Below are 24,806 nucleotides of genomic sequence, written 5' to 3'. Positions count from 1 at the left end.
CTTACGCGTCCTTCTGCTTGGTGCCGAAGATCTTGTCACCGGCGTCGCCAAGCCCAGGAATGATGTAGCCGTGTTCGTTCAGGCGCTCATCGATGGAGGCGGTGTAGATGGTCACGTCCGGGTGAGCCTGTTCCACAGCGGCAATGCCTTCCGGCGCGGCAACCAGCACCATCGCACGGATGTCTTTGCAGCCGGCTTTCTTCAGCAGGTCGATGGTCGCGACCATGGAGCTGCCGGTGGCGAGCATCGGGTCGATGATCATCGCCAACCGTTCGTCGATTTCCGGAACCAGTTTTTCCAGATAAGTGTGCGCTTGCAGGGTTTCTTCATTGCGGGCAACGCCCACAGCGGAAACCTTGGCACCCGGGATCAGGCTCAGCACGCCTTCGAGCATGCCGATGCCGGCGCGCAGGATCGGCACGACGGTGATCTTCTTGCCGGCGATTTTCTCCACCGACACAGTGCCGCACCAACCTGCGATATCGTAGGATTCGAGCGGCAAATCTTTTGTAGCTTCATAGGTCAACAGGGCGCCGACTTCCTGAGCAAGCTCACGGAAATTCTTGGTGCTGATATCGGCGCGGCGCATCAGGCCGAGTTTATGGCGGATCAGCGGATGGCGGATCTCGAGGATGGGCATGGAAAAACTCCGGCGGCGGGCAAAAAAACCGGCCTAGATTAATCTATCCGAGGGTGATGTCCTATAGGACATTGAGTACGTTAGTCCATTAAGGCTTGATTCGACCTCACGGGATGCGTACCTTTGCCCGCTTTTCCGAAAACATCCCCCTGGAGAGCGCCATGTCCGCTGATCTCGAGCATATCCGTCAAATCATGCGAGAGGCTGACTGCCTGTACACCGAAGCTGAAGTCGAGGCCGCTATCGCCCGCGTCGGTGCACAAATCAACGAACAACTGGCCGACAGCAACCCGGTGGTGTTCTGCGTGATGAACGGCGGCCTGATCTTCTCCGGAAAACTGCTGACTCACCTGCAATTCCCGCTGGAAGCTTCCTACCTGCACGCGACCCGTTATCGCAACGAAACCAGCGGCGGCGATCTGTTCTGGAAAGCCAAGCCGGAAGTCTCGTTCATCGACCGCGACGTACTGATCATCGATGACATCCTCGACGAAGGTCACACCCTGGGCGCGATCATCGACTTCTGCAAACACGCCGGCGCGCGCAAAGTGCACACCGCCGTGCTGATCGACAAGGATCACGACCGCAAGGCGCGTCCTGACCTGAAGGCAGACTTCGTCGGCCTGCCGTGCATTGACCGCTACATCTTCGGTTACGGCATGGACTACAAAGGCTACTGGCGCAACGCCAACGGGATCTTCGCTGTCAAGGGAATGTAATCAATGAACACACCGGGCTTTCTTGATCAAACGCTGTTCGCTGAACTGGCCGAGAAAGCTGCGGCCAGTCCCCGTGGGCGCCAGCACCACAATTTTCACCAGATGGAAGAGGCCTGTCATCGCATGGCGGTGGGCCTGCAACCGAGCACTTATATTCCTCCGCACCGGCATCTGGGTGAGAACAAGGCGGAAACATTGCTGGTGCTCAAGGGGCGACTGGGGCTGCTGATTTTTGACGAAACCGGTGTCGTGGTGAAAAAACAGATTCTTCAGGCCGGTGGCGAGTGTGTCGGTGTGGATCTGCCGACGGGCACTTTCCATGGCCTGGTGGTTCTGGAAGCCGACAGTCTGATGTTCGAGTGCAAGGCCGGCCCTTATCGTCCAGTCGGAGAGGGCGAACTCGCTCACTGGGCCCCGCGAGAAGGCGCGCCCGGTGTAGCTGAATACCAGGCCTGGATGCGCGCACAGTTCGATTGATCCGGGGCTGGATCAAAAAAGGTGCAGGTTGCTGACAACGCGACCTGCGCCTTTTTTGCTTTGCAGGACTGCGTGAAACCCGGCTAGAGTGCTCGGCCCCGACCCCCGGAGTCTGTCATGAGCCTTCTGTTGCGCAGCCTTGCCGCCCTGTTGCTGACCCTCAGCCTGCCCCTGGCCGCCGCTCCGGCGCCGATGCACAGTCAATTCCTGCCGCCGGACGACCTGACCCTGCGCGATGCCGAACCCGAGCAGCAACAACTGCTGCAGGTCACCGATTATTCGGTGGTGGTCGGCGCACAACGCCAGTCCAACCAGCAGCCGATTCCGGTAACTTCTGCGTTGATGATCCGCCTCAAGGGCAAGTCGTTGAACAAAGGAGCGACCATCACTCAGGTGCTGGTCAATTTCGATGGCGAAAGCAAAAGCCTGAAAAAACCGGTTTATGACGACAAGAGCAAAACACTGACCCTGTTTTACCCACTGGCCCAATACCGGGTGGTGATCGATCTGCTGCGCAACGACACCGTGTATGTACAGTTCCTCAGTTACGCCAACGGACACATCTGGGCCGATCTGCACACCGGAGCCGTTCGTTCGCGTTGAGCCTGGTGGCAGGGCAGGGGTAAACTGCCCGCCCCGTGTAATGTCTGCGAGCTGGAGTCGGCAATGCGTAAAGATAAGAAACAGGTGATTGGTGACGAGATCGGCGATGAGCAGATCAAGCTGTTCCTCGATTTTGAACCGGTCGACGCCACTTCGCCGTCGCTGCACAAACTGATCAAGGCCTACCGTGGCCTGCGCATCGACGATTTCGAGCGCTTCCTGGGTTTCTTCGTTGAAGCTGGCTATGACGTCGATGGCAAGGACGAGCACGGCAAGACCTTCGTTGACCTGATCGCCGATCAGCGCAACGCTCCGGACTACATCGAACTGATCGAAAAAGCCCGCGCCTAACACCATCCCTGTGGCGAGGGAGCTTGCTCCCGCCGGGCTGCACAGCGGCCCCAAACTCTTGTGAGCGCTGCGCACTCAAGCGGGAGCAAGCTCCCTCGCCACAGAGGTCAGTGTTTCAAATACTGGCCATAAAAAAACGCCCCGCACTCAATGAGTACGGGGCGTTTTTTATGCCGCAAGATCAAGCGAAGCTTGGGGTCTCGCTGCTTTCTTCAACCAGTTCCAGCGCGATGTTGTTCTGCGTGTTGATCTTGCGATACAGCGCAGCATCGGTTTCCAGAACCTTCTCGCGGGCCGGGAAGATCTCCGCCAGTTTGGCCGCCCACTCACCCTTGGCCTTGGCCGGGAAGCATTTCTCGATCAGTTCCAGCATGATCGAAACGGTCACCGACGCACCTGGCGAAGCGCCGAGCAGCGCGGCGAGGGAGCCGTCTTTCGCCGCAACCAGTTCGGTACCGAATTGCAGGATGCCGCCTTTTTTCGGGTCTTTCTTGATGATCTGTACCCGTTGGCCGGCCACTTCCAGGCGCCAGTCCTCGGCTTTCGCCTCAGGGTAGAAGCGGCGCAGGGATTCCAGACGCTGCTCCATCGATTGCATCACTTCGCTGACCAGGTACTTGGTCAGATCCATGTTGTTCTTCGCCACTGCCAGCATCGGGCCGATGTTGCCGGCGCGCACCGACAGCGGCAGGTCCATGAAGGAACCGTGCTTGAGGAACTTGGTGGTGAAACCGGCGTATGGCCCGAACAGCAGGGATTTCTTGCCATCGACCACGCGGGTGTCCAGGTGCGGCACCGACATCGGTGGCGAACCTACGGCGGCCTGGCTGTAGACCTTGGCCTGGTGGTGCTTGACCACTTCCGGGTTGTCGCAACGCAGCCACTGGCCGCTGATCGGGAAGCCGCCGAAGCCTTTGCTTTCTTCGATGCCCGAAGCCTGCAGCAGCGGCAGGGCCGCGCCGCCAGCGCCGAGGAAGACGAATTTGGCGTCGACTTCACGGCTGGCGCCGCTGTTGACGTCCTTGATGCTGACGGTCCAGCCGGCGCCGTTACGCTTGAGGCCGGTGACGCGCTTGCAGTATTTGACCTGAGTGTCCGGTGCGCTGGTCAGGTGCTTGAGCAACTGATTGGTCAGGGCGCCGAAGTTGACGTCGGTGCCGTTCATCACGCGGGTCGCGGCCAAAACTTCGTCCGGCGAACGGCCCGGCATCATCAGCGGCATCCACTCGGCCATCTTCGCTTTGTCTTCGGTGTATTCCATGTCGGCGAAGGCGTGATGCTTGCTCAGTACGTTGAAGCGTGACTTGAGGAAGGACACGCCGCTGTCGCCCTGGACGAAGCTCAGGTGCGGCACCGGGCTGATGAAGGATTTGCACGAGCCGAACGTGCCCTTCTTGGTCAGGTACGACCAGAACTGCTTGGACACTTCGAACTGGGTGTTGATGTGCACGGCTTTCTTGATGTCGACGCTGCCATCAGCGGCTTGCGGCGTGTAGTTCAGCTCGCACAGGCCGGCATGCCCGGTACCGGCGTTGTTCCACGGGTTGGAACTCTCCGCAGCACCGGAATCCATCAGCTCGACGACTTCCAGCTTGATCGCCGGGTCGAGCTCTTTGAGCAGTACTGCCAGGGTGGCACTCATGATGCCGGCCCCAACCAGAACTACGTCGACTGCTTCGTTATGCGCCATTTAACGCGTCTCCAAAATCTGCAGCACCAAATTGTCGGCATGGCTGCCAGGCGTTCCGGGACAGGTCAGTGGTGTCCAGGCTATCCATGGTCAGGTTCGCCATGTCCGAATCTTCGCAATTTTTCGCAACTTCGACGGATGTATGCGGCTTGGCTTTCAAGAGCTCCATGAACTCATTTCGGCACTCAGCTGGCAATTCGACTTATGGTCGAGACAATCCGTTTTGTGCAACCAAATCCGTAGCGGACAGGCTTCAGGCTCCGATGTTCGAGGTATCCCCGGTCCTGTGTCGTTGGGCTGTTTCAGACGCTAATGGTGCATGTTCAGACGCAAAACTTTTCATTTGCTCGCCACACTCTTGTGAAGTTGTGAAAACCCGTTTTTTTCACGCTCTTTTGAAGACGTGAACCTCAAAAAGGGCTGTCCAGGCCTGGCACCTTGCCCGCAAAGGCAAAACAACGCGGTGGCCGAGCGTCATGACAGCTCTGCAGATTCGCGAAAAGCGGGGTTTTGCCGGAAGAACAGGCAAGCGCGCCAACTTCACTCGATCTGTGTGGGCGGCTCTCTGTGGGCGATTTTGATGGCTAATGCTGGGCATTGCCGGTGTTGCGGGGCCCGATCAGGAGACGTCCTTATAATCGGGGGGAGATTGTATCGAAGAAATGCGGGCAGTTGGTCGTGTTTAATGACTTTTATTAGGCATCCGGTCAGATGCTCAACATCGCTTGCACGCGTGCGCGGGGCTGCGACGGTATGACGCGGGCGCTGGCGGGCAGTGGCTGGTGCAGCCAGTTGAGACGGATTTCTTCGATTTCCACCCAGCCATCGCCCATCGGTTGCAGGCTGCACTGTTTGAATGCCTGGCAATGACCGTTGCGGTCGAGCAGGGCAAAGCTGCGGTGCAGCGGACGTGGGGCGAACAACGAGATCAGATAGCGCATGGCGAGTACCTTGTTGGGGACTGGTTTGAAGCTTGCCAGGCGGCCGTGACGCCAACGTGTATGGGCGGTGAATAATCTGTGACAGGAACCGCATTCCCACGGCCGGGTCAGACATTTGAGTATTCACTGTCGGGTGCTGGTGACCCGCAGTGGCCCACCGCTATACTGCCGGCCTGTTTGTGCCTGATTCTGGAGAAAAGAGCATGTTGCAACGCCTGTTGTTCGGTTTGATCACTGTGACCAGTTTGACTCTGGTTGGCTGCGCCCACAGCCCGCAACAACTGAGCCCGGAACCGAAGCTGACCACGCAGTTGGCCCCGGTCGGCCATGGCCAGCAAGTGGTGGTGCGCGTGGTTGACGGTCGTCCGTCGCCAACCCTCGGCACCCGTGGCGGCCTGTACCCGGAAACCAGCGCGATCACCGTGCAGCGCGAGCAGATCCTGCCAAAGTTGCAGGCTCAGGCTGAAGCCGCCGTGCGTCTGCTCGGCTTCACCCCGACCAGCAACGCGATGAACGCGCCGCAGCTGACCGTGACCCTGACCGAGCTGAAGTACCAGTCGCCGAAAGAAGGCATGTACGTGACCGAAGCCACCATCGGCGCGACCTTCCGTTCCGACGTGCAGAGCGGCAACCGTCGCTACAGCGGCCGTTACGGCGCTTCGCTGGACCAGCGCTTCGGCATGGCGCCGAACCAGGAAACCAACACCAAACTGGTCAGCGACGTGTTGAGCGACGCGTTGACTCGCCTGTTCAAGGACCCGACCGTGGGTCAGGTGCTCGCCGAGTAAGCTGTCCGGCTGATGTGAAAAAGCCCGGTGCCAGTGATGGCTCCGGGCTTTTTTGTGGGGCATGGAATCGTACCCCCCCTCACCCCAGCCCTCTCCCCCAGGGGGGCGAGGGGGAAGGGAGCCGATCGGGGGCTTTTCAGAACTGGCGTTCACCTCGAGTTTTCAGGTCGATGCACCTCGAATAAACAACTCGGTCAGTCCCCTCTCCCTCCGGGAGAGGGTTAGGGTGAGGGTGAGGGTGAGGGAGCTTTTACTTTTCAGGCTGCTTGGGAATAAAAATCAAGCACGCTGACACCCGTCAGCAAATCAGTCTCCGGCAAATCCGCATGCTGATGCCCGCCGAGGGCGCAATACACCAGCCAGTGGCGGTCCTGAACATTGAAGGCAAGGCTGCCGACGAGGCTCTGTTGTTCGTCGGTCGGGGTGATGAGGTACAGGCGATCCTGGTTTTCGGCGTGCAGCATGTCGCGTTCCATGTGTGTTTCGAGGCGCGCATGGTGGCCGATGTAAATGACGATGCCGTGACACAGGACAGCCATCGGTCGATTGTCAGGTTATTTGTCGCAAAGGGTAGGGTAGTGGAGGCGTGTTTCGGTAGAATCCGCGCCGCGGTCGTCGATCTGGCGCCTGCCACACCGATTCAGTTCCGAGGTCTGTGATGTCGCTGCACTTGATGACGCTGTTTACCGCCCATCCCGCCAAATTGATCAACCTGCTGGCGTTGGCCCTGGCCTTCCCGGGCAGTTGGCTGCTGCACGCGACCCGCCGTCGTGAACAACGCGCCATGGCCAGCATCGCCGCGCAACGCCAGGCCCAACCGAACGCCGAACCGATTCTGGATTGGGCGACGTTGCGCATGAACCGCTTTTTCTACCGCTTCGGTTTTGCCTGCCTCGGCCTGGCCCTGATCGTCTCTTGGATCAGCACCCGCTTCTGAAGCGAATGCAAAACCTTGTGGCGAGGGGATTTATCCCCGATGGCCTGCGCAGCAGGCCCATGATTATTCAGGCAGAATCCTGGGGCCGCTTCGCGACCCATCGGGGATAAATCCCCTCGCCACAGGGGCTCCGCTATGCCTGTTTACAACGGCAACCCGGCTTTTACGCGGTACTGATTGCGCACCGGCGTCGCATATTGCAGCACCAGATACGGACGGTGCTCCTCAGGGCAGGCGTCCAGTCGGCGCTGCCATTCTTCCTGCGCCTTGGCCAGTTCATCCGCCGGGAACACTTCGGCAGCCTTCGGCACGTTCAGTTGCGGATCGGCATCGGCCCACATCGCATACGCCAGGTAATGCACCGGGAACAGGCGATATCCGCCGAGAATCTGCTTGTCCATCTCGACCGCCAATTGCTTGGTGTCTTCGAACAGCTCGGTGATCGGCGCAGCGAAGTTCACGTGCACCCGGCCCTTGTAGCCGGTAATGCCCTTGGCGATGCTCACGTCATCCTCGCCTGGCGCCTTGGCGTAGGTGCCGGTGGTGGCGCGGATATACAACTCGCGGGCCTTGGCCTGGTCGCACGGGTCGTATTCGTAGCTGATCGACACCGGGGTCAGGTTCAGCGACTGGATGACCTCGCCGAACGGTTCGTCCTTGCGGCTCATGTGGAACATCTTGAGGATCGCCGACTCGGTACGGTCGTCGCCGTCCTTGGCCCGGCCCTCGGCCTGAGCGATCCAGATCGAGGCGCAATCGTTGCGGATCGAGTGGTTGATGTACGCCGACAGTAACTGATACGCCGCCATCTTTTCGCGACGCCCGGTGATCGAGCGGTGCACGATGAAGCTCTTGTTCAGGCGCATCAGGTCGCTGACGAAAGGCTTCTGCAGCAGGTTGTCGCCGATCGCGATGCGCGGAGTCGGCAGGCCGGCGTGGTACACCGCGTAGTTGACGAAGGCCGGGTCCATCACGATGTCGCGGTGGTTGGCGATGAACAGGTAGGCGCTGCCGGACTTGAATTGCTCGACACCGGTGTAGGTCACGCCATCAGTGGCGCGCTCGATGGTGTGGTCGACGTAGAACTCGACTTTGTCCTGCAAAGTGGCCACGGAGGTCACGTCGGCAAACTCACGACGCAGCCGATGGGCTATAAGTGGTTTGAGCATCCAGCCGAAGGCACCGGCAAAACGCGGGAAGCGGAAGTGGGTGAGGATATCTAGAAACGCCTTGTCGCCGAGCAGTCTTGCCAGTACCGCAGGTACTTCGCTGTCGTCGTAAGGTCGGATGGCATCGAATTCGCCCATCATGCTCTCTTGTTGGAAACGGCTAGGGTAAGTAAAGGTTTTGATCGAAAACCAACGGGGCACGGTCTGAAAAGGTAGCCAGACAAAAATAGCCCTGCAAATAGACCGGCGATTATACGCACAAGTCACCTGGGAGACCGCGATGCTGGAAAGCGCTGAATACGAATGTCCTTATTGTGGGGAAACGGTCGAGACGACAGTGGATCTGTCTGGCGGCGATCAGACCTACATCGAGGACTGTCAGGTGTGTTGTCGACCGATCACGTTTGTCTTGCAGGTGCATGGCAAGGACTGGTTTCTGGAAGTTTTCAGCGAAAACGAATGAGGGGCGCCCATGCAGCGAATCTACGAACCGGAAAACCTGATGGAAGGCGAGATGCTCAAGGGCATGCTCGCCAGTGAAGGCATCGAGGCGCATCTGGTGGGCCGGGATCTGCTCGGCGGTACCGGTGAATTGCCGATCTTCGGCCTGCTCGGCCTGTCGGTCGATAACGATCAGGCCGAATACGCCCGCGAACTGATCACCGCGTACAATGCCGCGCTGCCGCTGCCCGGCGATGAACCGGAGAGCTTCCCCGGGACGCTGGTCTGTTAGGCTGACGTTCGTTTTATTTCTGAGTCGTGTTGCCCCATGTGTGGACGTTATGCCCTGTTTCGCTGGAACCGCGATTTCGCGGCCCTGCCCGGATTTCCCGCCGATCAGCAGGCGCAGTGGAACATTTCCCCCAATGATTCGGTGTTGATGCTGCGTGCCGAGGCCGACGGCCAACGCACGCTGGCCCGCGCCCGTTGGGGCCTGACACCGCCGTGGCTGACCGATCTGTCGAAAACACCGGCGCATGCCCGGGCCGAAACGGTGGCCGAGCAACCGATGTTCCGCGAAGCGCTGCGCCTGCGTCGCTGCCTGCTGCCGGCCAACGGTTTCTACGAATGGCGCGGTAATCTGCGCAAGCGTCCTTACTGGCTGACGCCGGGGGAGGGTTCATCGCTGTTTTTCGCGGCGATCTGGGAGGCGTATCCGGTGCAGGAGCAGGTGTGGCTGAGCACCGCCGTCATCACTCAGCCGGCGGCCAGTCAGCGCCGACCGCTGATTCTCGATGAGGCAGGGCAGGCGGCCTGGCTCGATCCCGAGACGCCGCTGCATGTGCTGCAGGGCTTGCTCGCCAGTGAGCCGGCGGCGTTGCGCGAGCGGGTGCTGGCGAATTTGGTGAATGATCCGAAGCTCAATGGGCCGGAATGCCTGACCCCGGGTTAAGTCAAAAGCCCCTCACCCTAACCCTCTCCCTGAGGGAGAGGGGAATGATTGGGGGATATTGACGAAATACACCGACTTGAGCGCTCAGCTTTGAATCCATAATCGACTGGTTATTTCAGGTCGATGTATGACGGGAGATAACTCGGTCAGTCCCCTCTCCCTCTGGGAGAGGGTTAGGGTGAGGGGCTTTTCGCTTTTCAGACCTTGAACTGATTGATCAACCGCCGCTGCTGCTCCGCCAATTTAGTCAGACCCGCACTGGCCGAACTCGACTCATCCGCACCGCCGGCAACTTCACTCGCCACCTGACCGATATTGATCACGTTGCGGTTGATGTCATCCGCCACCGCACTCTGTTCTTCCGCCGCACTGGCAATCTGCGTGTTCATGTCATTGATCACCGATACTGCCTGGGTAATCGTCTCCAGCGCCTCGGCCGCTTTCGCCGCGTGCTGCACGCTTTCGTCAGTGCGGTGCTGGCTGTCTTCCATGACCCGCACCACATCGCGGGTGCCTTGTTGCAGTTGCTGGATCATGCTCTGGATTTCTTCGGTGGCTTTCTGGGTTTTCTGCGCCAGATTGCGTACCTCGTCCGCCACCACTGCAAAGCCGCGCCCTTGTTCGCCGGCCCGCGCCGCTTCGATCGCCGCGTTCAGCGCCAGCAGGTTGGTCTGCTCGGCGATTCCGCGAATCGCGGTGAGGATCGCGTTGATGTTTTCACTGTCCTTGGCCAGCGTCTGCACCACCTCCACCGCTTTGCCGATTTCCACCGCCAGCACGCCAATCGAGTTCGACGTATCACGGACGATCTGCATGCCCTGGCCTGCGGCCTGATCCGCATGACTCGCCGCTTGCGCCGCCTGGGTGGCGTTGCGCGCCACGTCCTGGGCAGTGGCGGTCATTTCCTGCACGGCGGTGGCGACCTGATCGATCTCGGCCATTTGTTTCTGAATGCCGATGTTGGTGCGAATCGCGATGTCGGCAGTGTGTTCCGAGGAATCGCTGACGCTCTGCACCGACGTCACCACCTGCGTGATCATCGCCTGCAACTTGGCGAGGAAGGTGTTGAAGCCCTTGGCAATCGAGCCCAGTTCATCGCTGCGATCACTGCTCAAGCGACGGGTCAGATCGCCCTCACCTTTGGCAATGTCATCGAGCATGGCGACCATCTGTTTCAGCGGTCGGGCGATGCCGTGGCCCACCAGCCAGATCACCAGCAGACCGATGGCGGCAATGATCAGACCGACCATGGCCATGCCGAAGGTGTCGGATTTGCGTTGTGCATCGAGGTCGGCCTGGAGTGTCTGCAGATCCGCCATCACTGCGTTCAGCGGCAGTTGCAGCATCAAGGTCCAGCGTGCGTCGGTCTGGCCGATGCCGAACGGCAGGTACAGCTCGATGCGCCCCTTGTCCTTGTTGACCGAGTAGGTGACTTCGCCGCGCTTGAGGTTGGCCATGTTGGCGATCTGCTCGGCGTCGAGAATGTCGCTGACCTTTTCCCCGAATTTGCTGGTGTCCTTGGTGTAGGCGACGATCCGGCCGTTGCCGCCGATCAGGGTCATTTGTCCGGCGCCGCCGTACAGCTTCTGGTTGGCGCCGAGGAGCATTTCCTGAATGAAGTTCACCGACAGGTCGGCGCCGACGATGCCCTGGAATGCGCCGTTGAGCATGATCGGCTCAATGAACGAGGCGAGCATCACGATCTTGTCGCCGACCTTGTACGGCGCCGGATCGATCACGCAAGGCTTTTTCGTTTCCTTGGAGCACAGGTAGTACTCACTGGCGCGCACCCCGGTGGACAGGGTTTTCTGATCGTCGACATCGGCCAGTTTGTCCACGCCCAGACTGCCGTCGGTATTGCGGAACCACCACGGCAGGAAGCGTCCGTTGGCGGGATCGATACCGATCACGGCGCTGCCGATGTAGGCCGCGTCATTGTGGTCCAGTGCGTTTTTTTCCCAGCCGATGTAGGTGCCGAGAATCTTCGGATTCTTTTCGACGTTTTCCTTGATCAGGCTGATCAGTTGCTCGCGGCTCATGCTCAGTCGCGGCTGGCCATCGGCACCCGGTGTGCCGAGCAGCGCGTTGACCCGCACCAGTCCGCCGGCAATCAGCAACGGCGCTTCGAGTTCGCGCTGGATCTGGCTGACCTGGGTCTGCGCCAGCGAGGTCAGGCGTTGTTCGATGACTTGCTCGAACTGCGCCTGGGTGCGCTGTTGCACCATTTCCTGGGTGCGGGCGCCGGAGAACAGCGCGTACAGCACCAGCGCAGCAACCACGCTGAGGACGATGGCGCCAGCCAGGGCGGCGACGGAAAACTGGATCGACTTGAACTTCATGGGAGCTCCGCACGCAAGAGGACGTCTGCGCTGTTGTATCGGCAGCAGGCATGGCGCCATGAGCGTTGAGCGAAACAAACGGCGGAGGATGTCGCAAATGGATCGGTGCGCGACGCAGCGGCAGCAGGCTTGCCGGTTGCTGTGAATTTTTTACGACAGCAGCGGTGGGAAATTTCCGAAAGACCCTGCAACACGTCTGTTGTATCTGGCGCCGATACAATTACCCGCCTAGGATACGCGCAGGTTTTCAGGGAGCTTTTGAATGAACAAGACATTGGTTGTAAGTGCACTGAGCGCAGCGCTGTTGCTGGCCGGTTGTCAGTCGGTCAACACCACCAGCGGCGGAGCCGTGGGGGTGGAGCGCAAGCAGTACATGTTCAGCATGCTGTCCTCGCAAGAGGTCGACCAGATGTATGCCCAGTCCTATCAGAAGACCGTCGGCGAAGCGTCGAGCAAAGGTGTGCTGGACAAGACCAGCCCGGAGGCCAAGCGGGTTCAGGCGATTGCCAACCGGCTGATTGCCCAGGCACCGAACTTCCGTCCGGATGCGGCGCAATGGCAGTGGGAAGTCAATCTGATCAAGAGCGACGAGCTCAACGCCAACTGCGGGCCTGGCGGCAAGATCATTTTCTACACCGGGCTGATCGACAGCCTGAAGCTGACTGACGATGAAATCGCTGCGGTCATGGGCCATGAAATCGCCCACGCCCTGCGCGAGCACGGTCGTGAGGCGATGTCCAAAGCCTATGGCATTGAAATGGCCAAGCAGGGTGCCGGTGCGTTGTTCGGTCTGGGTCAGGACAGTCTGGCGCTGGCCGACACCGTGGCCAACTACGGCATGACCTTGCCCAACAGCCGTGCCAACGAAAACGAAGCTGATCTGATCGGTCTGGAGCTGGCCGCCCGTGCCGGGTACAACCCGAATGCGGCGATCACCCTGTGGAACAAGATGAGCAAGGCGTCAGAAGGCTCGCCACCGGAGTTCATGAGCACTCACCCGGCATCGACCAGCCGGATCGCCTCGCTGCAGGCGGCGATTCCGAAGGTGATGCCACTGTACGAGAAAGCGCCGAAGTCCTGATCAGAACCCAGGCAAGGCGAACTTGATTTTGTGGCGAGGGAGCTTGCTCCCGCTGGGCAGCGAAGCGGCCCCAAACCCTGCAATCGCGGATTAACAGTTAAACCGCATTGGCAGGGTTTGCGACGGCTGCGCCGCCGAGCGGGACGGTGCGACGATTCGACAAGCTCCCTCGCCACAATGATGTGAAAGACTCAGGGGTTAAACCCAGCCACTGCTCTGCATTGCCTTGTACACCGCCACGATCGCCAGAATCAGGAACGCCGAAGCCGCCAGGCGACGGATCAAGGTCAGTGGCAATTTCTCCGCTGCAAAGTTACCCGCCAATACCACCGGCACGTTGGCAATCAACATGCCCAGGGTGGTACCGATAATCACCAGCCACAGCTCAGGGTATTGCGCCGCCAGCATCACGGTGGCGATCTGGGTCTTGTCACCGATTTCCGCGAGGAAGAAGGCGATCAGCGTGGTCAGGAAGGGGCCGAACTTGCGTGCGGTGCTGGCTTCATCGTCGTCCATCTTGTCCGGGACCAAGGTCCATAGCGCCGTGGCAGCGAAGCTTGCGGCAAGAATCCAGTGCAACACCGAATCGGAGAAGAAGCTGCCGAACCAGGCACCTACCGCACCGGCTGCCGCGTGGTTGGCCAGGGTCGCAGCAACGATACCGGCAATGATCGGCCAGGGTTTGCGAAAGCGAGCGGCGAGAATCAGCGCGAGCAGTTGCGTCTTGTCGCCGATTTCGGCCAAGGCAACGATTGCGGTGGGAACGAGTAACGAGTCCAGCATCAGGATTTTCCTAAGGGGCGGGTCGACACGGCTATGACACGTACAGCCTTCCCGCCCCGGGTAAGGTGTGCGTGTCATAGGTCTTGTCAAACCCTGCGATCCGTCTGGTGCGGACGCTTGGGTCGCATACGCCATGATCTGAGGATCAAGTATGTTGACGTATGCCGGACGAGCTTGGCGCTCGTGGGAGACTACTCCCCTAGGACGGAGCGGATTCTGCCTTCGCAAAACCGATAGAGCAAGAACAAATTTTCAACCGCGCTTGGCCCGGTAAATCCGGAAACCATTGCCTTCGGCCTTGATCGCGCACACGCCCAGATGCTCTTCGATCAGTGGCTGATACTTCAGGAAGCTGTTCGCAACAAGGCGCAGTTCGCCGCCGTTTTTCAGATGTTTGGCTGCTTTTCGCAGCAAGTTCTCGGTGGCGAAATAATCGGTGTGCACGCCGACATGGAACGGCGGGTTGCTCAGAATCGCGTTCAGACCCATCGGTGCAGCGTCGATGCCGTCACCGGTCAGCACTTCGGCTTCCAGACCGTTAGCCGCCAACGTCAGGCGACTGCTGGCGGCGGCGAAGGCATCGACGTCGAGCAGGGTCACCTGATTGTGCGGATAACGACGTTTGACCGCCGCGCCCAAAACTCCGGCGCCACAGCCGAAATCCAGCAGATGACCGCTCGGCAGTTTGTCCAGATGCTCCAGCAGCAGGGCGCTGCCGCGATCCAGTCGGCCATGGCTGAATACGCCCGGCAGGCTGATGACTTTCAACGGGCCTTCGGCCAGTGGCAGCTCATAAGTCTGCGCCAGGCTTTCCAGGGATTTTGCTTCAGGCGCGTTGGCCACGGTGACTTGCCACAGCTGGCAATGGCGCGCGCTGTCGAGCTTGCGCGGCTTGCCGAACGGGTTGAGCTGCTTGGACGCACCCTCGATCCCGCTGCGTTTTTCCCCGACCAGAAACACCTCACGCCCGGGCAGACGTGCGGCCACGGCGTTGAGGATGTAATCGGTCAGATCCTTGGACTTGGGCAAAAACACCACCGCGCTGTCGAACTCGCGCTCCGGCACGTTTACGCCGAAATGGCTGCGACCTTCGAAGCGCGCATCGAGAGCCGCTTGATCGCCGGCATGCCAGCACCAGCCGAACGCATTGGGCAGGCGCCCGAGCAGATCGTCGGCAGGCAAACCGGCCAGCAACAACGAACCCTGGAATAACTCGGCCTGACGAAGCAGTACTTCACTGCGCGGATCCATAACTGCTCCTTGAAAAAAAAGTGCCGCAGTTTATCAACTGACGACCCGCAGCGCTGTACCGCTGAAGAACGCCTGAGCGTTTTCGGTCAATTGGCCGACGATGCGTTGCCGCGCTTCGCGACTGCCCCAGGCGTTGTGCGGAGTGACGATCAGCCGTGGAATGTCGGCGGCCAGCAGGGGATTGCCGTTGACCGGCGGTTCGACGCTGAGCACATCGGTGGCGGCGCCGCCGAGGTGACCGTTGCGCAGGGCATCGGCCAGGGCTTGCTCGTCGATCAAGCCGCCACGAGCGGTGTTGACCACAAAGGCGCCGGGTTTCATCGACGCCAGCTCGCGGGCGCCGATGAAGTGCCGGGTGTGTTCGTTGAGTGGGCAGTGCAGGGTCAGGGCGTCGATCTGCGGCAACAGTTCGTTCAGTGGCAGACGATCCGGGCGGGCGGGGCGGCCGGGAATCTGCCCGAGCAATACGCGCATGCCAAACGCTTCCGCCAGTCGCGCGACCGCACCGCCGAGTTCGCCATGACCAAGCAGGCCGAGGGTTTTGCCCTCCAGTTCGACGATCGGGTAGTCGAGCAGGCAGAACTGTCTGGCTTGCTGCCACCGACCTTCGCCGACCGCTTTTTGATAATCCGCGAGGCGGGTGGCGAGGTTGAGCAGCAACATGATTGTGTGTTGCGCCACCGACGGCGTGCCGTAACCCTGACAGTTGCACACGGTTATGCCGTGGGCGCGGGCCGCGTCCAGATCGACGTTGTTGGTGCCGGTGGCGGTAATCAGGATCAGTTGCAGATCCGGGTTGGCGGCCATCGCGGCGGCGTCGATGCGGATCTTGTTGGTGATCGCCACGCTGGCACCGTGCAGGCGTTCGGCGACTTGTTCCGATGCAGTCTGGGCGAACAGTTGCAGGTCGCTAAAGCAGGCGCGCAACGGGCTGAGGTCGAGATCACCGAGATCCAGAGACGGGTGATCGAGGAATACGGCGCGGCGCGGGTTCGTCATCAACTGTACCTTTTGTGCTTGGAACGGAAGGCGTAATCTGCCGAGCCTACCAGATGAAACAAAACGTTACGCAGTGTCCGAGGTGCTTACAAAACCTGTGGGAGCGGGCTTGCTCGCGAAGAGGGCGTGTCAGAACCACAAAGGTTGCCTGACACAACGCCATTCGCGAGCAAGCCCGCTCCCACAGGGGAAAAGCATTCGGGCGATGTGTTCAAGCTGATGTTCACCCCAAGAGGAGCCCCCATGTACTGGACCGAGTTCTTGACCGTTGCACTGATCCATCTGCTGGCCGTGGCCAGCCCCGGCCCGGACTTTGCCGTGGTGGTGCGCGAGAGCGTGACCCATGGTCGTCGCGCCGGCACCTGGACCGCGCTGGGTGTGGGCACGGCGATTTTCCTGCATGTGGGTTATTCGCTGCTGGGCATCGGCCTGATCGTGTCGCAGTCGATCGTGCTGTTCAACGCCTTGAAATGGGCCGCCGCTGCTTACCTGCTGTATATCGGCTTCAAGGCGTTGCGCGCGCAGCCGGCGAAAGTCGTGGCCGATGATCTGCACAAAGAGGCCGGCGCACGCACGGCGCGCGGCGCGTTCACCTCGGGCTTCGTCACCAACGGCCTGAACCCGAAAGCCACGCTGTTCTTCCTGTCGCTGTTTACCGTGGTGATCAACCCGCACACGCCGCTGGCGGTGCAGGCGGGTTATGGGGTTTACCTGGCCGTCGCGACCGCTTTCTGGTTCTGTCTGGTGGCGATGCTGTTCAGTCAGCAACGTGTACGTGCCGGTTTTGCCCGCATGGGCCATTGGTTCGACCGCACCATGGGCGCGGTGCTGATCGCTCTCGGCGTGAAAATCGCGTTTACCGAGATGCATTGATCTCAGAACCGCGACTTAAAACTGTGGGAGCGAGCCTGCTCGCGAATGCGTGGATCAGTCGACATTACTGGTGGCTGAAAGACCGCTTTCGCGAGCAGGCTCGCTCCCACAGGGCCTTACACAAGTTCGCTGAGTTTGCTCAGATTATTCAGATACTCCCGGGGATTTTCCCCGAGCAAACGGCGAAACATCGCGCTGAACGCCCGCGCGCTGCCGTACCCCAGATCCCGCGCCACGCGCTGCACGCTGTCCCCGGCGAGCAGGCGCGGCAGCGCTTCCATCAGGCGCAGTTGCTGGCGCCAGGCGTTGAAACTCATCTTCAGTTGTCGCTGGAACAGCCGCGCCAGAGTGCGTGAGCTGGCGCCGACCTGCTGTGCCCAGTCTTCCAGGGTGTTGGGGTGATCCGGAGTGTGCAGCAACGCCAGACAGATGTTCTGCAGGCGTCGGTCGGTGGGCATCGGAATGTGCAGCGGCAGGTTTTCCAGGCTGGCGAGCTCTTCCAGCATCAACTGCTGGATCAGCGGATTGTCCGCGTGCGGCGGGCCTTGTACGGCGCGCAGGATCAACTCGCGCAGCAGCGGCGTCACCGCCAGCACGCAGCACTGTTGCAGACTGGCCGGTGATAGCTCGGGGGCGATGAACAGCGAGCGCATCTGCACATCGCCGGACATGAATATCTCGTGCGCGACTTGCGGCGCAATCCACACCGCGCGGCTTGGCGGAATCACCCAGGCACCGAGGTCGGTCACCACCCGCATGATCCCTCGGACGGCATACAGCAACTGCGCCTCTCGGTGCAGGTGCAGCGGCTGGTGCTCACCGTCCAGATAATCCCGGGGATAGGCACTCACCGGGCCGTGTTCGAAGTGGCTGATCAACATGTCTGATTCGATGACCTGAATGGCAGGTATGCGCTTTTTCGCCAACTTAGCATAAAGCCGCTGACAACCCTCCGCCCATAACAAACACAAGCGTGCTGCCATGAATCAATCTCGAAACGTCATACGCTACGTCAACGCCGCTCATGTGATCGATCACATGTTCATGCTGATTTTTCCCGCCGCCGTGCTCGGCATGACTCAAGCCTTCGGTCTCGACTACGCCGCGCTGATCGGCCTGTCGCTGGGTGGGTTCATTGCCTTTGGCGCCTGTTCGTTACCGGCCGGCTGGCTGGGCGATCACTGGAGCCGGCGGCAGATGATGCTGGTGTTCTTCTTCGGCATCGGCGCCTCGGCAATCTTCACCGGGCTGAGCACCAGCCCGACGATGCTGGTGATCGGGTTGACCCTGATCGGCATTTTCGCCGCGATCTACCATCCGGTGGGCACCGCGATGCTGGTGGCTTACGCGCAGAATCGCGGCCGGGAGATTGGCATCAATGGCATGTGGGGCAACCTCGGCGTGGCGTTCTCGGCGCTGATCACCGGCTTGCTGGTGGCGCAGTTCGGCTGGCGTTCGGCCTTTGTGTTACCGGGTGTGGTGGCGATCATGCTGGGAGTCGGCTTTGCCGTGCAGGTGCGTGAAGAGCCGATCCCGCAGCGTCCACACAGCGCACTGAAGGGCGCCGCCGGGCAGCGCATTTCGATGGTCATGGTGTTCACGGTGCTGGCGCTGGCAACGGCCACCGGTGGCGTGGTGTTCAACGCCACGACCATGACCTACCCGAAGCTGTTTGAGGAACGTCTGCATGACTTGTTCGCCTCGCCGCAAACCCTCGGCGTGGTGGTCAGCCTGGCGTATGCCTTTGGTGCGGTGGCGCAGTTGAGCATTGGCCAGGTGCTGCACCGGGTCAGCCTGAAATGGCCGTTTATGGTGTTGACGCTGTTTCAGGCGCCCCTGTTGTACGCCATGGCGTATGTCGATGGCTGGGCAGTGATCGTGCTCGGTGCGGCGTTCATGTTCGTGGTGTTCGGTCAGGTGACGGTAAACGACTCGATGGTCGCCAATTTCGTCGCGCCGCAGTGGCAGTCACGGGTCTTCGCCCTGCGTTACTGCCTGTCGTTCGGCGCCAGTGCGACGGCGATTCCGCTGATTGCCTACGTCGAACCGCGCCATGGGTTTGTCGGGCTTTACTTGATTCTGGCGGGTTTTGGCGCGTTGACCTTCCTTGCGGCTGTGGTTTTCCCACGCACACCTTCCGAAGCAGCTGTCGGGCAAACAGCCTGACCGACGCTGAATACCGGCAAATGCTGGCGCAAAGCTAGCATTTGTACGGCTGTGCAAATCATTCCTTCGGCTGATTTTACTGGGGTATAACGGCTCTAGAGTAATGCGCTCTACGCCAACACCGTGCAGCCAGAAAAGGGATTCATATGTTGCAGACTCGCGTCATTCCCCCGGCCGATGGGGCCTACCAGTATCCATTGCTGATCAAACGGCTGCTGATGTCTGGCGCCCGTTACGAGAAAACCCGCGAGATCATCTACCGAGACCAGTTGCGCTACAGCTACCCGACCCTGATCGAGCGGGTGGCGCGGCTGGCCAACGTGTTGACGGCGGCCGGGGTGAAGGCGGGTGACACCGTGGCAGTGATGGACTGGGACAGCCATCGCTACCTCGAATGCATGTTTGCCATCCCGATGATCGGCGCGGTGATCCACACCATCAACGTGCGCCTTTCGCCGGAGCAGATCCTCTACACCATGAACCATGCCGAGGACCGCTTCGTGCTGGTCAACAGCGAGTTCGTCGGGCTGTACCAGGCCATCGCGCCGCACTTGACCACGGTGGGGAAAACCCTGCTGCTCACCGATTTGCCGGAGAAGACTGCCGAGCTGCCGAACCTGGTTGGCGAATACGAGCAACTGCTGGCCGCCGCCAGCCCGCAGTACGACTTTCAGGATTTCGACGAGAACTCGGTCGCCACCACCTTCTACACCACCGGCACCACCGGCAACCCGAAAGGTGTGTACTTCACCCATCGGCAACTGGTGCTGCACACCATGGGCGTGTCGACGATCATGGGCGCGATCGACAGCGTGCGCCTGCTCGGCACCAACGACGTGTACATGCCGATCACCCCGATGTTCCATGTGCATGCCTGGGGCTTGCCGTACGTGGCGACCATGCTCGGGCTCAAGCAGGTTTATCCGGGGCGTTACGACCCGGAATTCCTGGTCGAGCTGTGGCGCAAGGAGAAGGTCACGTTCTCCCACTGCGTGCCGACCATCCTGCAGATGCTGCTCAACGCCAAAGGCGCGCAGGGTAATGATTTTGGCGGCTGGAAAATCGTCATCGGCGGCAGTGCGCTGAACCGGACACTGTATGAAACCGCCAAGGCCCGGGGCATTCAGCTGACGGCGGCGTACGGCATGTCGGAGACCGGGCCACTGGTTTCCTGTGCCCACCTGAACGACGAACTGATGGCCGGCACCGAAGACGAGCGCACCACTTACCGGATCAAGGCCGGTGTGCCCGGGCCGCTGGTGGAAGCGGCAATCGTCGACGCCGAGGGCAACTTCCTGCCCGCCGATGGCGAAACCCAGGGCGAATTGGTGCTGCGTGCGCCGTGGCTCACCGAAGGCTACTTCAACGAGCCGCAGAAGGGCGCCGAACTCTGGGCCGGCGGCTGGCTGCACACCGGCGACGTGGCGACGCTCGACAGCATGGGCGTGATCGACATCCGCGACCGCATCAAGGATGTGATCAAGACCGGCGGCGAATGGATCTCCTCGCTGGACCTCGAAGACCTGATCAGCCGTCACGTCGCGGTACGTGAAGTAGCAGTGGTGGGCATTGCTGATCCGCAGTGGGGCGAGCGGCCGTTTGCGCTGCTGGTGATCCGCGAAGGGCACGAGATCGGTGCCCGCGAGCTCAAGGAGCACCTCAAGCCCTTCGTGGAACTGGGGCACTTGAGCAAGTGGGCGATTCCGAGCCAGATCGCCCTTGTTACGGAAATTCCCAAGACCAGTGTCGGCAAGCTCGACAAGAAGCGCATTCGCCTCGACATCACCGAATGGCAGGCCAACAACAGCACCTTCCTCTCGACACTTTGAGTGTCCGCTGGCGCGCCGAAACCGGCGCGCCAGACCCACCAAGCAAGCGCTTGGCTTGTGAAATCGAAAAAATCAGCCATCCTTGCCGTGCCGACATGTGTCGGACTGGCGAAAGGACTGTTCCAGAGTGGCCGGCAGCTGCAAATCACACTTTAGAGGGATCAAGCAGTACCACCTGCTGGCTATAGTCCGCTCAAGGATTTTTAAGAACGGGGCACACGCACGAACAGGGGCGATGCAATTTTGGAGTGACGTCGGGTGGCTACTGGCTCCCGGTCTTCCAGGCGTTTTTAAAAGTACTCACTGCCATAACAATAATGCACATGGAGTAGCGTCGATGACCTCAGTAAACCAGTTCTGGCGCCGGGCGAAACTGCCTCTGGCGGTCAGTCTTGCCTCTTCGCTCGCCGGGCCCGCATTCGGCGTCAGTTTCAACGTCGGTGAAATCGAAGGACAGTTCGACTCGTCCCTGTCGATCGGTGCCAGTTGGTCTACTCAGAGCCCGAACAAGAACCTCATCGGCGTCAACAATGGTGGCCATGGCCTGTCGCAGACCTCCGATGACGGTCACGCCAACTTCAAGAGCGGCGAAACCTTCTCGAAGATTTTCAAGGGCATCCATGACCTTGAATTGAAATACGGCGACACCGGGGTGTTCGTCCGTGGCAAATACTGGTACGACTTCGAACTCAAGGACGAGAGCCGCCAGTTCAAGGACATCAGCGACAGCAACCGCAAAGAGGGCGCCAAATCCGCTGGCGGGCAGATCCTCGACGCCTTCGTCTACCACAACTACGCGATTGCCGATCAGCCGGGCTCCGTGCGTCTGGGCAAGCAGGTGGTGAGCTGGGGTGAAAGTACCTTCATCGGCGGCGGTATCAACTCGATCAACCCGATCGACGTCTCCGCTTTCCGTCGTCCGGGCGCCGAGATCAAGGAAGGCCTGATTCCGGTCAACATGTTCTACGTGTCCCAGAGCCTCACCGATAACCTCTCGGCCGAAGCGTTCTATCAACTGGAATGGGACCAGACCGTCGTCGACAACTGCGGCACATTCTTCTCCCAGCCGGACATCGTTGCCGACGGTTGCGACAGCAATCTGCGGGTGCTGAACAAACGTTCGCAAATCCCGGCCATCGCCTTGGGGCCATTGGCGGCCAACGGCGTCAACGTCAACGAAGAAGGTGTTCTGGTACGCCGTGGTCCGGACCGCGATGCCCGTGACAGCGGTCAGTGGGGCGCGTCCTTCAAGTACATGTACGAACCGCTCGACACCGAGTTCGGCGCCTACTTCATGAACTACCACAGCCGTGCGCCGATCTTCAGCGCCACCGGCGCACCACAATCGGTCTACAACACCGCGCGCGCACTGCCGGGGCCTTTTGCGGCACTCGCACCGTTGCTGGTCGCGGGCAACTCGAACTACTTCATTGAATATCCTGAAGACATTCGCCTCTACGGTCTGAGCTTCTCCACCACCCTGCCTACCGGTACGGCGTGGAGCGGTGAGATCAGCTACCGCCCGAACGCCCCGGTGCAACTGAACTCCACCGACATCCTGTTCGCAGGTGTGCGCCCGATCGGCGGCGCACTGACCAACGCTTCGATACTCAATGGCGTTCCTGGCCAGGATCTGCATGGCTATGAGCGCAAGGAAATCACCCAGATCCAGACCACGTTCACGCACTTCTTCGATCAGGTCATGGGTGCCAGCCGTCTGACCCTCGTCGGTGAAGTCGGTGCGACCTACGTCGGCGGGCTGGAAAGCCGGTCCGACAAGCGTTATGGCCGCGATCCGGTGTATGGCCCAGGCGAGTTGCCGGCCACTGGCGGTGTGAATACCTGCGCCAACATTCTCAACGCCAGCACCATCAATGGTGCAGGGCCGGGGTCACCGCAGAACAACCGCAGCCGTAATTGCGACAACGACGGCTTCACCACCTCGATGTCGTGGGGTTACCGTGGTCGTGCGATCTGGGAATACAACGACGTGTTCGCCGGCGTGAACCTCAAGCCGAACGTGGCCTGGTCCCACGACGTCAGCGGTTACTCGCCAGGCCCTGGCGGCAACTTCGAGGAAGGTCGCAAAGCGGTCAGCCTGGGCGTCGATGCCGAATACCAGAACACCTACACCGCGAGTCTGGCCTACACCAATTTCTTCGACGGCAAGTACACCACCGTGGATGACCGCGACTTCGTGGCGCTCAGCTTCGGCGTGAACTTCTAAGCACTGCATTTCAGGACGAACGAATTTATGAAAATAACAAAGAGTCTGTTCCACGCCGGTGTTCTGGGTCTGTCGCTGCTGGCGACCAGCGTCATGGCGGCGGTGCCTGCTGCCGAAGCGGATAAACTGGGCAAAAGCCTGACGCCGATGGGCGCGGAAATGGCCGGTAACGCCGACGGTTCGATCCCGGCCTGGAAACCGCTGCCGAAAAACGCCGGCAGCGTCGACAGCAAGGGTTTCCTGTCCAACCCTTACGCCAGTGAGCAGCCGCTGTTCACCATCACCGCCAAGGATGCCGACAAGTACAAGGACAAGCTCGCCCCGGGCCAGTACGCGATGTTCAAGCGCTACCCGGAAACCTTCAAGATGCCGGTCTACCCGTCTCATCGCGGCGCCACCGTGCCGGATGAAGTGTTTGCCGCGATCAAGAAGAATGCCACCAGCACCAATCTGGTCTCCGGCGGCAACGGTCTGGAAAACTTCGATACCGCCGTGCCGTTCCCGATTCCGAAAACCGGCGTGGAAGTGATCTGGAACCACATCACCCGCTATCGCGGCGGCAGCGTGACCCGTCTGGTGACGCAAGCCACGCCGCAACCGAACGGCTCGTACAGTTTGGTGTACTTCCAGGATCAGTTCGTGTTCCGCGACAAGATGAAGGACTACGATCCGGCGAACCCGGGCAACATCCTGTTCTACTTCAAGCAGAAAGTGACCGCGCCGGCGCGTCTGGCCGGTGGCGTACTGCTGGTGCACGAGACTCTCGACCAGGTCAAGGAACCGCGTTCGGCGTGGGTCTACAACGCCGGTCAGCGTCGGGTGCGTCGTGCACCGCAAGTGTCGTATGACGGCCCGGGTACTGCTGCCGACGGCCTGCGTACCTCCGACAACCTCGACATGTACAACGGTGCTCCGGATCGTTACGACTGGAAGCTTGAAGGCAAGAAAGAGATGTACATCGCCTCCGACAGCTACAAGCTCGATGATCCGAAGCTGAAGTACTCGGACATCATCAAGGCCGGCCACATCAACCAGGATCTGGCACGTTACGAGCTGCGCCGCGTCTGGCACGTCGTTGCGACGCTGAAGGAAGGTCAGCGCCACATCTACGCCAAGCGTGACTTCTACATCGATGAAGATACCTGGCAGGCAGCGGTAATCGATCACTACGACGGTCGTGGTCAACTGTGGCGCGTGGCTGAAGCGCACGCCGAGAACTACTACGACAAGCAAGTGCCGTGGTACGCGCTGGAAACCCTCTACGACTTGCAGTCCGGCCGTTATCTGGCGCTGGGCATGAAGAACGAAGAGAAGCAGGCGTATGACTTCGGCTTCACCGCCACCACCAGCGATTTCACCCCGGCCGCATTGCGTCAGGATGGTGTTCGCTAACCCGCTGCAACCCGAGGCCGCATCCTCGTGAAAAACGCCCCGACTGGTTCGGGGCGTTTTTTTTTGCTTTTGCAGGTGCTGGGGCCACAGGAGGGTGTAGCCTTTTTGTAGCCATTTGTAGCAGCAACCTTCATAACCGGTTCGTTTAAGGCTAGTCT

The 24,806-nt window shown here is 60.3% G+C and carries 25 protein-coding genes, 1 pseudogene and 1 riboswitch; of the genes and pseudogenes, 15 read left to right on the top strand and 11 right to left on the bottom strand.

Features of this window, described 5'->3' with window-relative positions; genetic code table 11:
- Position 1: 1 nt before the first annotated feature.
- Positions 2–640 (bottom strand): uracil phosphoribosyltransferase, encoded by a 639-nt coding sequence (upp, locus tag AC1RBR_RS22365; protein ID WP_003228118.1) that lies wholly within the window; start codon positions 638–640, stop codon positions 2–4.
- A gap of 161 nt (positions 641–801) precedes the next feature.
- Here upp and AC1RBR_RS22360 point away from each other — a divergent pair, with 161 nt between their 5' ends.
- The 4 genes from AC1RBR_RS22360 to AC1RBR_RS22345 all read left to right on the top strand — a co-directional run bounded on the left by AC1RBR_RS22360 (position 802) and on the right by AC1RBR_RS22345 (position 2,790).
- The gene (locus AC1RBR_RS22360; RefSeq protein WP_008086142.1) at positions 802–1,359 is read left to right on the top strand and encodes a hypoxanthine-guanine phosphoribosyltransferase; all 558 of its coding nucleotides are present in this window, start codon (positions 802–804) and stop codon (positions 1,357–1,359) included.
- 3 nt (positions 1,360–1,362) lie between these two features.
- Positions 1,363–1,836 (top strand): WbuC family cupin fold metalloprotein, encoded by a 474-nt coding sequence (locus AC1RBR_RS22355; RefSeq protein ID WP_492566634.1) that lies wholly within the window; start codon positions 1,363–1,365, stop codon positions 1,834–1,836.
- Between the two features lie 117 nt (positions 1,837–1,953).
- On the top strand, positions 1,954–2,439 hold the full coding sequence (locus tag AC1RBR_RS22350; RefSeq protein ID WP_095136824.1) for a hypothetical protein: 486 nt from the start codon (positions 1,954–1,956) through the stop codon (positions 2,437–2,439).
- Between the two features lie 63 nt (positions 2,440–2,502).
- Positions 2,503–2,790, top strand: coding sequence for a PA4642 family protein (locus tag AC1RBR_RS22345; protein WP_492566632.1), 288 nt, complete (start codon positions 2,503–2,505; stop codon positions 2,788–2,790).
- 181 nt (positions 2,791–2,971) lie between these two features.
- On the opposite strand, the gene mqo is transcribed toward AC1RBR_RS22345, so the two are convergent.
- Both mqo and AC1RBR_RS22335 read right to left on the bottom strand, forming a co-directional pair.
- Complete coding sequence (gene mqo, locus AC1RBR_RS22340; RefSeq protein ID WP_123587805.1) at positions 2,972–4,480, bottom strand: malate dehydrogenase (quinone); 1,509 nt, start codon at positions 4,478–4,480, stop codon at positions 2,972–2,974.
- A gap of 707 nt (positions 4,481–5,187) precedes the next feature.
- On the bottom strand, positions 5,188–5,421 hold the full coding sequence (locus tag AC1RBR_RS22335; protein WP_003228102.1) for a hypothetical protein: 234 nt from the start codon (positions 5,419–5,421) through the stop codon (positions 5,188–5,190).
- Between the two features lie 203 nt (positions 5,422–5,624).
- On the opposite strand from AC1RBR_RS22335, the gene AC1RBR_RS22330 reads away from it, so the two are divergent.
- Positions 5,625–6,209 carry a YajG family lipoprotein gene (locus tag AC1RBR_RS22330; RefSeq protein WP_115984461.1) on the top strand — a complete coding sequence of 195 codons (585 nt, stop codon included), beginning with the start codon at positions 5,625–5,627 and terminating at the stop codon, positions 6,207–6,209.
- 257 nt (positions 6,210–6,466) lie between these two features.
- On the opposite strand, the gene AC1RBR_RS22325 is transcribed toward AC1RBR_RS22330, so the two are convergent.
- Positions 6,467–6,673, bottom strand: a complete 207-nt coding sequence (locus AC1RBR_RS22325) for a hypothetical protein (protein ID WP_027612213.1) — start codon at positions 6,671–6,673, stop codon at positions 6,467–6,469.
- A 194-nt stretch (positions 6,674–6,867) separates the two neighbouring features.
- On the opposite strand from AC1RBR_RS22325, the gene AC1RBR_RS22320 reads away from it, so the two are divergent.
- Positions 6,868–7,146: a hypothetical protein gene (locus AC1RBR_RS22320; RefSeq protein ID WP_007967709.1), complete on the top strand. Its 279-nt coding sequence runs from the start codon at positions 6,868–6,870 to the stop codon at positions 7,144–7,146.
- A gap of 143 nt (positions 7,147–7,289) precedes the next feature.
- Here the strand turns inward: AC1RBR_RS22320 and AC1RBR_RS22315 are convergent, their stop codons facing one another.
- On the bottom strand, positions 7,290–8,453 hold the full coding sequence (locus tag AC1RBR_RS22315; protein WP_177439983.1) for a 1-acyl-sn-glycerol-3-phosphate acyltransferase: 1,164 nt from the start codon (positions 8,451–8,453) through the stop codon (positions 7,290–7,292).
- A gap of 142 nt (positions 8,454–8,595) precedes the next feature.
- On the opposite strand from AC1RBR_RS22315, the gene AC1RBR_RS22310 reads away from it, so the two are divergent.
- From AC1RBR_RS22310 to AC1RBR_RS22300, 3 genes are read left to right on the top strand one after another with little or no spacing between them, the layout of a single operon-like run.
- Complete coding sequence (locus AC1RBR_RS22310; protein WP_095136829.1) at positions 8,596–8,778, top strand: CPXCG motif-containing cysteine-rich protein; 183 nt, start codon at positions 8,596–8,598, stop codon at positions 8,776–8,778.
- A 9-nt stretch (positions 8,779–8,787) separates the two neighbouring features.
- Positions 8,788–9,048 (top strand): putative signal transducing protein, encoded by a 261-nt coding sequence (locus tag AC1RBR_RS22305; protein ID WP_025109321.1) that lies wholly within the window; start codon positions 8,788–8,790, stop codon positions 9,046–9,048.
- Positions 9,049–9,084: 36 nt separating this feature from the next.
- The gene (locus tag AC1RBR_RS22300) at positions 9,085–9,708 is read left to right on the top strand and encodes an SOS response-associated peptidase (RefSeq protein ID WP_204895333.1); all 624 of its coding nucleotides are present in this window, start codon (positions 9,085–9,087) and stop codon (positions 9,706–9,708) included.
- Between the two features lie 197 nt (positions 9,709–9,905).
- On the opposite strand, the gene AC1RBR_RS22295 is transcribed toward AC1RBR_RS22300, so the two are convergent.
- Both AC1RBR_RS22295 and AC1RBR_RS22290 read right to left on the bottom strand, forming a co-directional pair.
- The gene (locus AC1RBR_RS22295; protein ID WP_492567266.1) at positions 9,906–10,649 is read right to left on the bottom strand and encodes a methyl-accepting chemotaxis protein; all 744 of its coding nucleotides are present in this window, start codon (positions 10,647–10,649) and stop codon (positions 9,906–9,908) included.
- 111 nt (positions 10,650–10,760) lie between these two features.
- Positions 10,761–10,958 (bottom strand): annotated as a pseudogene (locus AC1RBR_RS22290) (HAMP domain-containing protein); the annotation flags it as partial.
- Positions 10,959–12,309: 1,351 nt separating this feature from the next.
- Between AC1RBR_RS22290 and AC1RBR_RS22285 the strand changes: the two are divergent.
- Complete coding sequence (locus tag AC1RBR_RS22285) at positions 12,310–13,128, top strand: M48 family metallopeptidase (RefSeq protein ID WP_095136832.1); 819 nt, start codon at positions 12,310–12,312, stop codon at positions 13,126–13,128.
- A 198-nt stretch (positions 13,129–13,326) separates the two neighbouring features.
- On the opposite strand, the gene AC1RBR_RS22280 is transcribed toward AC1RBR_RS22285, so the two are convergent.
- From AC1RBR_RS22280 to AC1RBR_RS22270, 3 genes are all read right to left on the bottom strand, one after another.
- On the bottom strand, positions 13,327–13,911 hold the full coding sequence (locus tag AC1RBR_RS22280; protein WP_095136833.1) for a TMEM165/GDT1 family protein: 585 nt from the start codon (positions 13,909–13,911) through the stop codon (positions 13,327–13,329).
- An 88-nt stretch (positions 13,912–13,999) separates the two neighbouring features.
- A riboswitch (yybP-ykoY riboswitch) is annotated at positions 14,000–14,124 on the bottom strand.
- Between the two features lie 39 nt (positions 14,125–14,163).
- Complete coding sequence (locus tag AC1RBR_RS22275) at positions 14,164–15,162, bottom strand: methyltransferase (RefSeq protein ID WP_003228088.1); 999 nt, start codon at positions 15,160–15,162, stop codon at positions 14,164–14,166.
- Positions 15,163–15,195: 33 nt separating this feature from the next.
- Entirely contained in the window at positions 15,196–16,161 is a 966-nt protein-coding gene (locus tag AC1RBR_RS22270) for a 2-hydroxyacid dehydrogenase (protein WP_492566628.1), read from the bottom strand.
- Positions 16,162–16,404: 243 nt separating this feature from the next.
- Between AC1RBR_RS22270 and AC1RBR_RS22265 the strand changes: the two genes are divergently transcribed.
- Positions 16,405–17,034: a LysE family translocator gene (locus AC1RBR_RS22265; RefSeq protein ID WP_492566626.1), complete on the top strand. Its 630-nt coding sequence runs from the start codon at positions 16,405–16,407 to the stop codon at positions 17,032–17,034.
- Between the two features lie 116 nt (positions 17,035–17,150).
- Here the strand turns inward: AC1RBR_RS22265 and AC1RBR_RS22260 are convergent, their stop codons facing one another.
- Positions 17,151–17,915 carry an AraC family transcriptional regulator gene (locus tag AC1RBR_RS22260; protein ID WP_492566624.1) on the bottom strand — a complete coding sequence of 255 codons (765 nt, stop codon included), beginning with the start codon at positions 17,913–17,915 and terminating at the stop codon, positions 17,151–17,153.
- A gap of 100 nt (positions 17,916–18,015) precedes the next feature.
- Between AC1RBR_RS22260 and AC1RBR_RS22255 the strand changes: the two genes are divergently transcribed.
- The 4 genes from AC1RBR_RS22255 (at position 18,016) to AC1RBR_RS22240 (ending at position 24,648) form a co-directional block, all read left to right on the top strand.
- The gene (locus tag AC1RBR_RS22255) at positions 18,016–19,200 is read left to right on the top strand and encodes an MFS transporter (RefSeq protein ID WP_492566622.1); all 1,185 of its coding nucleotides are present in this window, start codon (positions 18,016–18,018) and stop codon (positions 19,198–19,200) included.
- Positions 19,201–19,346: 146 nt separating this feature from the next.
- A complete protein-coding gene (locus AC1RBR_RS22250) occupies positions 19,347–21,029 on the top strand; it encodes a fatty acid--CoA ligase (protein WP_095136838.1) in 1,683 nt (560 codons plus the stop codon).
- Positions 21,030–21,366: 337 nt separating this feature from the next.
- Positions 21,367–23,256, top strand: a complete 1,890-nt coding sequence (locus AC1RBR_RS22245) for a DUF1302 domain-containing protein (RefSeq protein WP_095136839.1) — start codon at positions 21,367–21,369, stop codon at positions 23,254–23,256.
- Between the two features lie 27 nt (positions 23,257–23,283).
- Positions 23,284–24,648 (top strand): DUF1329 domain-containing protein, encoded by a 1,365-nt coding sequence (locus AC1RBR_RS22240; RefSeq protein WP_115984448.1) that lies wholly within the window; start codon positions 23,284–23,286, stop codon positions 24,646–24,648.
- The last annotated feature ends 158 nt before the right edge of the window (positions 24,649–24,806 follow it).

Source organism: Pseudomonas sp. GW823-FHT01D03 (genome assembly GCF_058798255.1).
The sequence above is the reverse complement of the archived record's forward strand: the minus strand, read 5'-3'. Positions and strand labels throughout refer to the sequence as shown.